This is a genomic window from Cutibacterium modestum, from assembly GCF_008326345.1.
Lineage (GTDB): Bacteria > Actinomycetota > Actinomycetes > Propionibacteriales > Propionibacteriaceae > Cutibacterium > Cutibacterium modestum.
The window spans coordinates 361,080-374,028 of record NZ_BJEN01000002.1; the positions used below are offsets into that span (position 1 = coordinate 361,080).

The 12,949-nt window shown below is 63.1% G+C and carries 12 protein-coding genes and 2 pseudogenes; 13 read left to right on the forward strand and 1 reads right to left on the reverse strand.

Annotated features, from left to right (window positions below; translation table 11 throughout):
- Positions 1-40: 40 nt before the first annotated feature.
- The 10 genes and pseudogenes from ssd (at position 41) to F1563_RS06250 (ending at position 5,665) form a co-directional block, all read left to right on the forward strand.
- Positions 41-1,106: pseudogene (gene ssd / locus F1563_RS14135) on the forward strand (septum site-determining protein Ssd).
- Positions 1,103-2,269 carry a TadA family conjugal transfer-associated ATPase gene (locus F1563_RS06210; RefSeq protein ID WP_002529114.1) on the forward strand — a complete coding sequence of 389 codons (1,167 nt, stop codon included), beginning with the start codon at positions 1,103-1,105 and terminating at the stop codon, positions 2,267-2,269. Before ssd ends, F1563_RS06210 begins: the two are co-directional and overlap by 4 nt.
- Positions 2,266-3,036, forward strand: coding sequence for a type II secretion system F family protein (locus F1563_RS06215; protein WP_002529113.1), 771 nt, complete (start codon positions 2,266-2,268; stop codon positions 3,034-3,036). Before F1563_RS06210 ends, F1563_RS06215 begins: the two co-directional genes overlap by 4 nt.
- Entirely contained in the window at positions 3,033-3,260 is a 228-nt protein-coding gene (locus tag F1563_RS06220) for a hypothetical protein (protein ID WP_002529112.1), read from the forward strand. Before F1563_RS06215 ends, F1563_RS06220 begins: the two co-directional genes overlap by 4 nt.
- 77 nt (positions 3,261-3,337) lie before the next feature.
- The gene (locus tag F1563_RS06225; protein WP_002529111.1) at positions 3,338-3,781 is read left to right on the forward strand and encodes a type II secretion system F family protein; all 444 of its coding nucleotides are present in this window, start codon (positions 3,338-3,340) and stop codon (positions 3,779-3,781) included.
- Positions 3,782-3,990: 209 nt separating this feature from the next.
- Positions 3,991-4,278, forward strand: coding sequence for a DUF4244 domain-containing protein (locus F1563_RS06230; RefSeq protein WP_007433950.1), 288 nt, complete (start codon positions 3,991-3,993; stop codon positions 4,276-4,278).
- Between the two features lie 89 nt (positions 4,279-4,367).
- A complete protein-coding gene (locus F1563_RS06235; protein WP_002529109.1) occupies positions 4,368-4,670 on the forward strand; it encodes a TadE family type IV pilus minor pilin in 303 nt (100 codons plus the stop codon).
- A pseudogene (locus F1563_RS06240) lies at positions 4,667-5,075 on the forward strand (Rv3654c family TadE-like protein). The gene F1563_RS06235 and the pseudogene F1563_RS06240 overlap by 4 nt, the downstream one beginning before the upstream one ends.
- A 53-nt stretch (positions 5,076-5,128) precedes the next feature.
- On the forward strand, positions 5,129-5,293 hold the full coding sequence (locus F1563_RS06245) for a hypothetical protein (protein ID WP_002529107.1): 165 nt from the start codon (positions 5,129-5,131) through the stop codon (positions 5,291-5,293).
- Between the two features lie 81 nt (positions 5,294-5,374).
- The gene (locus tag F1563_RS06250; protein WP_002529106.1) at positions 5,375-5,665 is read left to right on the forward strand and encodes a hypothetical protein; all 291 of its coding nucleotides are present in this window, start codon (positions 5,375-5,377) and stop codon (positions 5,663-5,665) included.
- A 67-nt stretch (positions 5,666-5,732) separates the two neighbouring features.
- Here F1563_RS06250 and F1563_RS06255 read toward each other — a convergent pair whose 3' ends face one another.
- Positions 5,733-8,033, reverse strand: a complete 2,301-nt coding sequence (locus F1563_RS06255; RefSeq protein WP_007433953.1) for a DEAD/DEAH box helicase — start codon at positions 8,031-8,033, stop codon at positions 5,733-5,735.
- On the opposite strand from F1563_RS06255, the gene F1563_RS06260 reads away from it, so the two are divergent.
- The 3 genes from F1563_RS06260 (at position 8,021) to topA (ending at position 12,948) form a co-directional block, all read left to right on the forward strand.
- Positions 8,021-9,538 (forward strand): DUF7059 domain-containing protein, encoded by a 1,518-nt coding sequence (locus F1563_RS06260; RefSeq protein WP_002529104.1) that lies wholly within the window; start codon positions 8,021-8,023, stop codon positions 9,536-9,538. The genes F1563_RS06255 and F1563_RS06260 overlap by 13 nt on opposite strands.
- A 92-nt stretch (positions 9,539-9,630) precedes the next feature.
- The gene (locus F1563_RS06265) at positions 9,631-9,921 is read left to right on the forward strand and encodes a DUF2249 domain-containing protein (RefSeq protein WP_002529103.1); all 291 of its coding nucleotides are present in this window, start codon (positions 9,631-9,633) and stop codon (positions 9,919-9,921) included.
- A gap of 255 nt (positions 9,922-10,176) precedes the next feature.
- Complete coding sequence (topA, locus tag F1563_RS06270) at positions 10,177-12,948, forward strand: type I DNA topoisomerase (protein WP_002529102.1); 2,772 nt, start codon at positions 10,177-10,179, stop codon at positions 12,946-12,948.
- Position 12,949: the final 1 nt, after the last annotated feature.

Here is a 12,949-nt window from a genome sequence, read left to right on the forward strand (position 1 = left end):
TGGATGACGGACTTTGCGGCTTCTGACGATAACTGAAGGTATGAAGATTCGTGGACAGGGACGGGGCGCTGAGACGCGTCGGCCTGCGCCTAGCGCTACCCGGGAGGAGACAGCGGTCGCTTTGGTGACCCGGGATGGTCGACTGGCGGAGGTCGTCGGGTCAGTGGCTGCCAGCGGTGGGGTTGGTGTTGATGTCGTGGGGAGCCGCGAAGCCGTGTCGCGGGCGTGGTCGAAGCATGGCCCGTTGCTCGTGGGAGCCGATATGGCTGGCTCAGTAATGACATGGGGGCTGTCGCCGAGGCCAGGCAGCTATGTCGTCGGTTTCGACGCTGAGGAGGCGGCACGTTGGTCGGCGGGACTAACAGCCAGCGTCATCGTCGTGCCACAAGCCAACCAGGTACTTACCGAGATTCTTCATGACGAATTGGCTACAACGTCGAGGGCCACAGTGATACAGGTGAGTTCCAGCGCAGGCGGAACCGGGGTGAGCACCTTGGCAGCGGGCCTGGCATGGGCTGCTGCGAGGTCGGGGATAAAAGTTGGGCTGGTTGAACTTGATCCCAGCGTCGGCGGGATCGACCTGCTGTTAGCTGTTAGGTATCGAGAGAAAGGACGGGTGGCGGTGGCCCGAGTTGGCGTCGGCCCGCGGGGTGACGACTGATTTGGGGTCGCACTTGCCCTCCCCTGACGGCGTCGAGGTGGTAAGTGCAGGCAGGGTGGGGGTTGACGTGCCTCCAGCGGCTCGTAGAGCTGTGGTCAATTCTTTGGCTGGCGATCACGAACTTGTCGTCGTGGATCCAGGAGGTCTTGATGCTCCGGAGGCCACGGTGGACGTCAAGGTGGGGGTGGTAGCTGCTGACCTTAGATCCGTGATGACGGCCAGAGGACGGGACCTCCCGAACCTCCTCGTAGCGCGGCGGGGGCCCGGACGGTCCATGCTTGACGGGGACGTCGAGTCGGTGTTGGGGGTTCGGCCAGACCTGGTGATCAAGGATGACCGGCGGCTGGCTCGTGGTCACGGGGACGGGGAAGCACCATGGGTGGTGGCTTCTCGACGATGGCGTCGCGGGTGTGTAGAGCTCATGGAACAGGTGATGGGTTCATGAGCGAGGAGGAGCCGGATCTCGGGCTCGTCGAGCAGGTGCGGCGCCGACTGGCTGGCCTCGCACGAGACTGGACGCCGATGGACGTCGCCCACGCCATTCTCGACTGTGGTCGGGTGGCTTCCGACAAAACCGTGCTAGCGGTTGTCGAAGAGCTGCACCGCACCAGCACGGGGGCCGGGAGACTGGATTCTCTGCTGGTCATGGACGGGGTCACCGACGTTCTCGTCAACGGTCCCGGTCAGGTGTTTATCGACCGCGGACAAGGTTTGGAACTGACCGACGTCACCTTCAGTGGACCTGAGGAGGTGAGGGCTCTCGCAGTACGACTGGCTGCGGCTGTGGGGCGTCGGTTCGATGACGGCAATCCATGGGTGGATGCCAGGCTGCCTGACGGCACCCGGGTTCACGCTGTCTTGGATGTGCTGGCCAGGCCGGGAACCTGCCTCAGTTTGCGAGTGCCGTCCCGACGCTGCCTCTCCCTCGACGACTGGGTGGCCGGGGGATCGATGGCACCGGGGTGTCGACGGATGATCGACACGATCTTGAGCCGGAAGTTAGCCTTCTTGGTGACTGGGGGCACTGGAACCGGCAAGACGACCCTGCTGTCAGCGATGCTGACGAGTTTGCCGCCGGACCAAAGACTGGTCATCGTGGAAGACTCCCGGGAGATCTGGATCGACCATCCGCACTGGGTTTCGATGGAGGCCCGCGCAGCCAACTCTGAGGGTAAAGGATCGGTGACTCTGACTGATTTGGTCCGTCAGTGCTTACGAATGAGGCCTGACCGGATCGTCCTGGGAGAGGTGCGAGGGGCGGAACTGCGAGATCTCCTCATGGCCCTCAATACCGGTCACGAGGGTGGTTGTGGGACGGTGCACGCTAACGGGGTAGCTGAGGTGCCGGCTCGCCTGGAAGCCCTCGCGGCGTTGGGTGGGCTATCTCGGGAGGCAGCGTCGGCCCAGATCACCGCAGCCCTCCATGCCGTCATCCATGTGGAAAGGGGAGAACGGGAACGACGGGTGGCGGAGATCGGGGTCTTTGCCGACGTCGAAGGTCGAGCCGTGGTTCTCCCTGCCGTGAAGTGGGATGCCGACGGTGTGATGGCCCCTGGTGACGGTGCGGGGAGATTGTCACAGCTGCTCGGAATGGGGGTGGCGCGATGAGAGTCATTGGGGCCGCTCTGCTCATGGGTCTAGCAGCATGGATGGTGATGCCATCCGCCACGAGGAGGCAGCAGGGGCGGCATCTACCAACATGGTTGGGGATCCCGGTGGGGTTCGTGGCGGCCTGGTTAGTCTTTGGTGCGAGCGGTGTGGTGTGGGCTGTTATGGCGGTGGCTGTGGGCGAGACGGTGCTCGTCGTCGTGCGTCGTCAGCGTCAAAGAGCCCAGATTCTCAAGGGTGGCCGCGAGGTTGCCCGGGCGACAAGGGTGTTGGCTGGACGGGTGTCGGTGGGGGAGATCCCCTCGGTTGCTTTAGAGCACGTGGCCGGTGACGTCGAGGTCTTGGCACTGGCTAGGCGGGCTCAGACGGTGGGCGGAAGCGTTTCCGACGCCCTTATTGTGACCTCCCAGCAACCAGGGATGGCTGGTCTGGTGCCGCTAGCCCATGCGTGGCACTTGGCTGCGACGACAGGCGCGCCCCTCGCCCCAGCAGCGAGATCCGTGGCGGAAGGGACAGCTCGACGAGCCCGCCTTGAAGCCACCCTGGACTCTGAACTCGCGGCGGCTCGGGCCTCGGGCCGGATTATGGGTCTCCTACCTCTAGTCGGACTGCTCATGGGCCATGTCGTCGGGGCGCGTCCGACGGTGTTCCTCACCACTACATGGCTAGGGAGAGCCTGCTTGTTGGGATCGACCCTGTTGGCATGCGCTGGGGTGCTGTGGAGTGAAACTCTGGCTGATCGAGTGGCGAGGGAGGCCCTCCCATGAGCGACATCGATGTGACAGGAACCCTCCTTCCGGCGATGATCATGGCAGGGATCGCAGTGTGGTTGGTCGTCCCGCCGACAGCGTCAACACGCATCAAGGATCGGAAACCACCTCCCCTTGGCTGGCCCCTCGCCCTGGTGCCCCCAGCATCGCAGATGCGGGTGCTGGCAGGGCTGGTTGCGGCTTGCGCGATTCTCGTGGGGTGCCGTGGCCGCTTCCAGTGACGGCCGGGTTATCCGTGCTTGTGGGAGCGGTGGTGTGGTGGGGGTCTGGTCGACTTGAGTCCTCGGGACATAGACGGGTGAAACAGCGCCGGGCGGCGCAACTGCCTGAGACCCTCCTGATGCTCTCGAGTACGATGGAGGCTGGTCTGCCATTGCGGGCGGCAGTAACGACGGTGGCTGAGTCGTTGGAAGGGCCATGTGCTGAGGATTTGCGCCGATTGGCGTCGGCCCTGGCAGCAGGAGTGCCGGACTCAAAGGCTTGGAACGATCTTGCGGCGGTAACGGTGTGGCGTGATCCTGCTCAGGACGTTTCACGAGCTGTGGACTCTGGCGAGGGGATTAGTGAACTGCTGTCGGCCCACGCTGCGCAGCTGCAGGTCGCAGCCGCCGAAAAGGCCGAGAAGAAAGCGCGCAAGGCGGGAGTTGACGCTATCGGTCCGCTGGGGTGCTGTCACCTGCCAGCTTTCCTGCTAGTCGGGGTGGTGCCGATTATCGCCGGAATGGTGTTGGGGGTGCTATGACGATGCGGGCTGTGCCATGAGGGCACGGCCCGCATCGTGCTGCCCGGCATCGGTTGTCCACAGGGGGTTTAGGCGACCGCAGAGAGGTTATCCACAGAAGCAAAACTGGCTGACGGATTTGGGGAGTTCAGACGACAACTGAAGGTGTGAGGCGCGGGCCTCACAGAGGTCGGGAATGGCCCGGCCGGATAAACAGACAGGAGGCGACAGTGCCTGAGAACACCGATCCAACGACAGAACCCGTCATCTCTGCTAGGTCTCTTGACCTGGTCGGCGCTACTGATGTGGCACAACCCCCTCATCGAGGGCGTTACCGAGCAGTACGCAGCAAGTTCGTTGATCGTGGCATGGCCACTGCGGAATATGCCGTCGGCATGCTTGCCGCGGTCGCGCTCGCACTGGTCTTGCTCAAGATCATCACCCATCAGGAGGTGTTCGCGAAGCTGCTCAAGCTGGTTGTCAGCATCATTGGCAAGGCAGGAGGCATGCTGCCGTGACCGAGCTGACTCGTCGTGGCGGGTGCTCACGGGCTTCCGCCACGCCGGGTCGCTCCCCGCGGCGATCCCGGCAGTGTGTGTCACGGGGCATGGTGACGGTTGAGATGGCGGTAAGCCTCATCGCAGCCACCCTGGTGTGGGTAGTGGGGCTGGTAGTCGTCGAAGATGCCTGCCGCACGACGGCCGCCCAGGTGGCTCGTCAGATGGCTCGTGGGGATACGGCGTCGGCTCGACAGGCCGAGAGCACAGCGCCCACCGGGGCCAGGATCTTGACCACCACAACTGGCGGCTGGGTGACCGTGACTGTTCAGGTTGACAGGTCGTTGGGAAAGATCGGCCCGGTACATCTACGAGGGCAGGCCCGTTCTCCGATGGAACCGGGGCAATCATGAGGGATTTCAACTGTTTCCGCATCCGGCCTCGAGGTGGTCTGGCGGGACGGGAACGAGGTTCGGGAACCCTGCTGTTGGCGGCTGTCGGAGTGGGGTTTGTTGCGGCAGTATGGATGTCATTGTTGCTCACCGGATGGTGGTCAGCTGCTCACCGTGCAGAGGAGACGTCCGACATCGTTGCACTGGCTGCTGGAGGAGCCCAGGCTGTTGGGGGAACCCGGCTGCCCGGTGGCCGAGCGGACCGCCAGAGCCAACGGGGCTGAACTGACGTCATGCGTAGTGCACACCACGGAGAAGGGGTTGTCCGTGACCGTCGAGGTGGGGGTGAAGCTTCACCGTGGATGGGAGTTGCCGGTAATGCCTACCACGGTGGTGAAGTCGTCTCGGGCTGGCCCAGTGGAGTGAGAACTCCGGCCAGAACTGCCGGTGGGCGAACATGGATGGTCCTGAGGACGTCGGTGATCCGTCCTAGCATCGAGGCCATGATTAGCCAGGTGGCCGGGCACGGGTACAGCAGTATTCGGGATCCCATGATGGAGCTAGGGCGTATCACCGTCATTACCGGTTCAGGGAATCACTGGTCGACATGCCCAGGTGAGTCTCATGACCGGTTTGGTGGCTGACGACCTTGGCTAACTTGTCGGTCAGCACGGTCTACTGCCTGTCCTGGCTACCGCCGAGATATCCGACGGCAACCTGCCATTATGCTGGCTGCGGTTCTGCTCTCGCCGAGGCCATCGGCCTTGCTGGTCCTCAACGAGCCCGAGGCGGGCCTGCGTGCTTGCGTTATCCCAACCTTAGCCAGCTTAGTCCGGGTCGCCTCCGAACGTACCCAGAACCTGGTGGTCTCCCACAACATGGCGCTAATGGAGACTCACGGAGAAACCGACGGTAGGGCGCGAGTCCACCACGAGTTTGGGGACACTGACGCGAATCGCCGGCTAAGAGGTGTTGAGCTGCCCGGAATGGTCCTGGGGCAAACGCAAGGGTGGTGACTGACAGGCACCTGACGAGCCATAAAGGGATATCGAAGCCACAACTTCGATCATATGGACCGACCGCTTAGGCTAATTGATCCATTGCTGCCGTCAGCGTGGCGGCAGCGGTCTTGTCGAGCATCTGGTTGGCGTTGCCGCACTTGGGTGAAACGACACAAGCAGGGCATCCAGATTCGCACGCACATTGAGCCAGGCGCATCGTCGTGGCATGCCACCATTCCTCGGCTTTCTCAAACCCGGCCTCGGCAAATCCAGCTCCACCGCTCTGACCATCATGGACAACGATGGTGCAGGCTCCAGTGTCGGGCAGCATCACCGTCGACACCCCACCAACATCCCATCGATCACACGGTGAGAACATTGGCAGTAGCCCAATAGCGGTGTGCTCAGCGCCATGGGCCGCCCCTGCCAGACGCACGGCGTCCAGCCCTAGCTCATCCACGACGGCATCCGGAATAACCCACCAGCACGCCTGGGTGATCATAGTGTGGGTGGGCATCTCCAGGGCGACAGAGTCCCACACGTCATTAGTGATTTCGTCGCGACGCAGATACCCAACGACCTGCTCGGTCAGTTCCACCTGCCCGCATGCCACATACCCGGGCCCAAAATCGCGACGTCTCTCCTCTCGGATGATCCTCACTGTCGACGCCGACTGCGGTTGAGTCCAGTATCCCGGCAGGTCCTGGTGCACTAGGGCGTGGTGCTCGACCGGGTTGTATTCGTCGACCAGCCACTGATCCCCCTGATGCAGGTACACCGCGCCTGGATGCACAGTGCGGTCTGCGGCGGCTTCGTCAACTACCCCGATGACCCTGCCGGTGGACACATCGACGATGTCAACCCCCTTGCTTGCCGCCGATCGCAGGTCGATCGCGTCGACAGCCCGCTCCGAACGAGTCCAGAACAGCTGATTCCCGCGACGCCGCAGTACGTTTTGGCTTGCCAGCATCTCGCACATTCCGGCGAAGGTCGACCCATAAAACTCCTGATCGGCAGGGGAAAGGTACGCCTCCTGGGCAGCTGCAGCCAGATGCGGGCCGAGCACATACGGGTTATCCGGGTATAGGACAGTCGCTTCCACCGATGATGAGAACAGCAACTCCGGGTGCTCAAAGAGGTATTGATCCAGCGGATTCTCCCGGGCCAGGAGCACCACCAACGCGTCACGTCCTGACCGTCCGGCGCGGCCAACCTGCTGCCACAAGGCTGACAGTCGTCCCGGATACCCAGCGATGATAACGGCGTCCATCCCCGAAATGTCTACGCCCAATTCCAGGGCATTCGTCGCGACGACAGCCCGCACTGAACCGTTTTGCAGGCTGGCCTCGATACGCCGTCGGTCTTCGGGAAGGTACCCGGCCCGATACGAGGCGACCCGGGCCCCGCTGGTCACCCGGTCCTGGGCATGGGCAGAGATGACCTCTGCCAGGGAGCGTGAAGAGACGAAACAGATCGTTTGCAATCCGGCATCGGTCAGGTTAGCCACTAGCCCTGTGGCATCGCTGGATACCGACTCCGCTGGCTGCCACAAGACGACATCACGGCCCGGGTGCGGGGAACAGTCCTCGTCAACGACCTCTACCTTCTCTACTCCGAGCAGACGGGTTCCGGCCTCGGCTGCGTTCGTTGAGGTCGCACTGGAAAGCAGGAAGACCGGGTCTGCACCATGCATCCGACAAAGCCGGCGCAGTCGGCGGATTACCTGAGCTACATGTGCCCCGAAGACCCCGCGATATCGGTGGGCTTCGTCAATGACGACATATCGCAGACTCCCCAGCAAGGATGCCCACCGCGAATGAGATGGCAATACGGTGTGGTGCAACATGTCCGGGTTCGTCAGGATGTATCGGGCCTGCTCCCGGGCGAAGCGACGCTCGGCCTCGTCGGAGTCGCCATCGAGGGTGGAGACCAGCCAATCTCTTGGCCCAACTTCGCGACAGACGCGTTCCTGGTCGTGAGCCAGGGCCTTCGTAGGGGCTAGGTACAAGGCGCTGTTGCGGTGGAGGGAATCCCGCAGAGATGCCGGTCGATCAGGAGTCGGCGGCTCCGGCACGACGGGAGTGGTTGATGCCGTCGCAGCCATGATCGGCAACAAGTAGGCCAGGGTCTTACCTGATGCTGTCGCGGTGCAAATCGCTGCGTGATTGCCCGCCCTTGCCAGCTCGGCAAATCGGGCTTGGTGCTCCCAAGGCTGATGGATCCCCGCCGTCTCGACAGCTTGAAGGCAATCCTCGGGAAGCCACGACGGCCACTCACCGGTGCGCCCTGTTGCAGCCTCGCGATGATCGAGGTAAACCACCTGGCGACTGGCCAACAGCCGCGACACGGCGTCGCGAGTTGACAGGACAGATGGAACGACCACGCGCCAAGATTGCCACCATGGGCAGACACCTCACCGTCGACGAGATCGAACAGCTGCGGAACACCTTCACCGATATCGGGTACCTTACCGACCCCGTCATGGCCGCCATCGGGGACTCGGGGCAGCTCGGGTTGACCAGAAATAGCACCACACCAGCCTTGCGGGCCTTGGCAGGACGTACCGATGCCCTGGCTGGCACTATCCGGCTATGGCTATTGCAGCAGCCCGTCCCCGTCGAACAGCTGGCATCGTTGCCGCTGCAAGCCCTCACCGAGGCCGGCATCGTGAGCATTGCAGGATCGGCAGTGCGCGCCCTGGTCGACCTGCGCCCCTACGGATCCTCCGATGACGGAGCCTCAGGATGGACGGTCTGCGACCTCACCCCGGGCTTGGACAAGACCATCACCAAAATTCGCCCTGACTACGTACTAGGCGTGTCTCCGGCATCAGTGTCGCTGACCCAGATAACCATCCCTACCCACGTGGAACGCGCCCTCGACATGGGTTGCGGGTGCGGCGTTCAGTCGCTGCACCTGTCGCGTCACGCCGACTATGTTGTCGCCACTGATGTCAACCCTCGAGCCCTCGAAATGGCTCGGCTCACTTGCCGTCTCTGCCACGCCGACGTGGACATCCGGGACGGATCCCTCTATGACCCTTGCCGGGGAGACACCTTCGACCTCATTGTCACCAATCCGCCCTACGTCATGGCCCCGCCTAGCCGTGACGGTCAACGTTTGGTCTACCGGGAGGGCGGGTTCGCCGGGGACGGCTTGGTGGAGGCCGTGGTCCGTGGCGCCCCTGCCCGCCTCAATGACGGCGGGGTGCTCCAAGTTCTTGCCAACTGGGCCCACATCGGAGATCAGCCCTGGTCCGAGAGGCTCGCCACCTGGGCCGAGGGGACCGGCTGCGATCTGTGGGTGGTCCAACGCGAGCACCTCGACGTCTACGAATACATCGAGACCTGGCTCACCGACGCCGGTCTGGATGGGTCTGCCCAGTGGCGGTCCCGCTACAACGAGTGGCTGTCCTACTTCGACTCCTTCGACGTTACTGGTGTGTCCCTGGGATGGATCACCTTGACCAAGGCCGGCCGGAACGATCCCGATCTCTGCTTCGAACAATGGCCCTGGCAGGTGGCACAACCCATTGGTGAGACGATGGCGCGGCGTTCTCAGGCTGCCACCTGGGCGTGTCTCAATGACGAGGATCTGCTGGCCCGGCGCTGGCGCATCGCTCCCGACGTTGACAACGAAACTACCGGACGCCCTGGCGCCACCGATCCCGAGCACATCGTGCTGCGTCAGCGTCGCGGGCTGTGCCGTGCCGTCGAGATGACGACGGCTTCCGGTGGGGTGCTGGGTGCCTGTGACGGGGAACTTGCGTTGGCCCAGATTACCGGTGCCGTGTCCGCGATCCTTGAGGTCGACCATGATTCCTTGCTGGCCGAGGTGCTGCCGCTGGTTCGCGAGTGTCTGCGTCACGGCATCCTCGAAGCTACCTGAGTGGGTGGACGCTGACCGTCATAACCCTCGATGCCACGCTTCGATCACCAGTGCGCTATTTTTGGCGAAGCAATCGTTAAAAAGGAGAACCGATGACCGGCCACCAGGAGATCCCGCTCACCGAGACCCACCACTGCGGCTGTGGTGAAAGCGACGCCGGGCTACCCGAGCTCGATGTGCGCACCATTCCGCACGCTATCCGTCACGGTGCCGTCATCGGCGCCTTCGCGCAGCTACAGCCAGGTGCCTCGATGGTTCTTATTGCCCCGCACAACCCGCTGCCTCTGCTGAGCCAGCTCGAGCAAATCAACGGCGCCTTCGACATTGAGTACCTGGCCGAGGGGCCACAGGAGTGGCATATTAAGCTCACCAAGCAGTCCTGACGCTTGCGGGACGCGCCTTGTGTGAACGCCTCCTCGCCCCTAACTCGCCACTGTACAGTCTAGCCCGGAGTATCAGACCCGTCGGGCATGTTGGGGGCGAATTGCTCTCTTCCTGAACGAGTTCGAGGTGCCAGATGCGGCGGCTGTTGTTACGGTTGACGCGCGACCACCGGCGACGGTGCCGCTACATTGGGCCGCGGACTGTCCACTTCGGGCGGCCCGGCAGTCCACATCACGTCAACGGAGAAGGCAGGAATGTCACCGACCAAGAGCCTCGTCATCGTCGAGTCCCCCCATAAGGCCACGATGATCGCCGGGCACCTGGGACCCACGTACACCGTGCGAGCCAGCCAGGGTCACGTGCGCGACCTGCCCACCAGCGCGTCTGAGGTTCCCGCCAAGTACAAGGGGAAATCATGGGCGCGTACCGGAGTCAATGTCGACGACAAGTTCACCCCGATCTACGTCGTCTCCCCCGAAAAGCGGTCGACGATCCGCGAGCTCAAAAGCCTGCTCAAGGACTCCGATGAGCTCTTGCTCGCCACCGATGGTGACCGCGAAGGAGAGGCCATCGCCTGGCATCTGCTTGACGAGCTCAAGCCGAAGGTGCCGGTGCGCCGCATGGTGTTCAACGAGATCACCGAGAAGGCCATCAATGAGGCTGTCGCTCATACCCGCGAGCTCGACACGGACCTCGTTGACGCCCAAGAGACCCGACGCATCCTTGACCGTCTCTACGGTTACGAGGTGTCCCCGGTGTTGTGGAAGAAGGTGCTGCCGAGACTGTCGGCGGGCCGCGTGCAATCGGTGGCTACCCGTCTAATCGTCGATCGTGAGCGCGAGCGGATGGCCTTCACCAGCGCGAACTACTGGGACATGGAGGCCACTCTGGTCGCCAACTCGGACGAGTTCCAGGCCCGCTTGGTCTCCCTCGACGGCACCAAGATCGCGACCGGCCGCGGCTTCGACTCCCACGGCAACCTCACCTCCAAGGTGCGTCGCCTCGATGAGGTCACCACCACCACCTTGGCCAAGGCCCTCGAGAAGGCCCCGTTCGTCGTCACCAAGGTGGAGTCCAAGCCGTATACCCGCCGCCCCTACGCTCCCTTCCGCACCACGACCCTGCAACAGGAGGCAGGTCGCAAGCTTGGCTTCACTTCCCAGCGCACCATGTCGGTGGCCCAGAATCTCTACGAGGGTGGCTACATCACTTACATGCGTACCGACTCGGTGGCCCTGTCCCAGGAAGCCATTCATGCTGCCCGTAGCCAGGCTGCCGAACTCTATGGTTCCGACCACATCCCGGACAAACCGCGTATCTACACCTCGAAGGTGAAAAACGCCCAAGAAGCCCACGAGGCCATCCGTCCTGCCGGTGAGCACTTCCGCACCCCCGCTGAGACCGGCCTGACCGGCGACGAGTTCAAGCTTTACGAGCTGGTCTGGATGCGGACCCTCGCCTCCCAGATGGCCGATGCCAAGGGCGAGACTCTTTCAGTGATTATCGACGCCACTCCGGCCTCGCCGGTGAGCCTGCCCGACGGTGACGTCACCACCGTCACCTTCACCGCATCTGGGCGCACCATCACCTTCCACGGCTTCCTGCGCGCTTACGTCGAGTCTGTCGACGAAGGAGCCTCCGATGACGCCCAGAAACGTCTGCCTCAGTTATCGCAGGGGCAGGACGTAGATCCGCGCGAGGTGGCAGCCAACGGGCACGACACCCGCCCGCCGGCCCGCTACACCGAGCCCAGCTTGGTGGCGAAGCTGGAGGAGCTAGAGATCGGCCGCCCGTCGACCTACGCGTCTATCATCCGCACTATCACCAGCCGCGACTACGTCTTTAAGAAAGGTTCGGCCTTGGTGCCGACCTGGCTCGCCTTTGCCGTCACAAGGTTGTTAGAGGAGCACTTTTCCAACCTTGTCGACTACCAGTTTACCGCTGACATGGAGGAAACCCTCGACCAGATAGCCCGTGGCAATGCTGATCGGGTGGCAGTGCTTTCAGCCTTCTACTTCGGTCAGACGAAATCCGACGACGGTGACGTCCCAACCCCCACGGAGGGCCACGAGGGTCTGCACCAGCTCGTCACTGAGCTCGGCGACATCGACGCGCGTACGATCTGCACCTTCCCGCTCGAGGACTCTAGCGTCGTTGTCCGGGTGGGTCGCTACGGCACCTACGTCGAGGATTCCGGGGGCAACCGGGCCAACGTCGATGACGCTCTGCCCCCCGACGAGCTCACCGTCGAGGCCGCCAAGGAGCTGCTGGCAAGCCCGAACGGCCAGGATCGCGAGCTCGGTCTGGATCCGCACAGCCATCGCCCGATCGTGGCCCGTAGCGGTCGCTTCGGCCCTTACGTCACTGAGGCCCTTGACGACGACGAGGCCACTGAGATCGTCGAGACGACGACCAAGGACGGCAAGAAGCGTCGCACCAAGCGCAAGGTGAAGCCGCGCACCGCCAGCTTGTTCAGATCGATGAGCCTTGAGACTGTCACCCTTGACGAGGCCCTCAAGCTGCTCTCGCTGCCCCGGGTGGTTGGGACGGCCGCCGATGGCACCGAGATCACGGCCCAGAATGGTCGCTACGGCCCATATCTCAAGAAGGGAACCGACTCGCGCTCCTTAAGCAGTGAAGACGAGATCTTCTCCATCACCCTGGAGCAGGCTGAGGCTGTGTATGCCCAGCCCAAGCAGCGAGGCCGTGCCGCGGCTAAACCGCCGCTGCGCGAACTCGGTGAGGATCCGACATCGGGGCGCCCGATCGTCGTCAAAGATGGGCGTTTCGGCCCCTACGTCACTGACGGCCAGACCAACGCCACCCTCCGCAAGGGCGACTCGGTCAAGGACATCACCCCCGAGCGTGCCCAGGAATTGCTGGCCGAGAAGAGGGCTAAGAGCCCAACCACGAAGAAAACGACGAAGAAGACGACCGCTCGCAAGACCACCACCAAGAAGTCGACGGCGACCTCGAAGTCCGCGAAGAAGGCCAAGACGATCGCAAAAACCTCGACGGAAGGCTGAG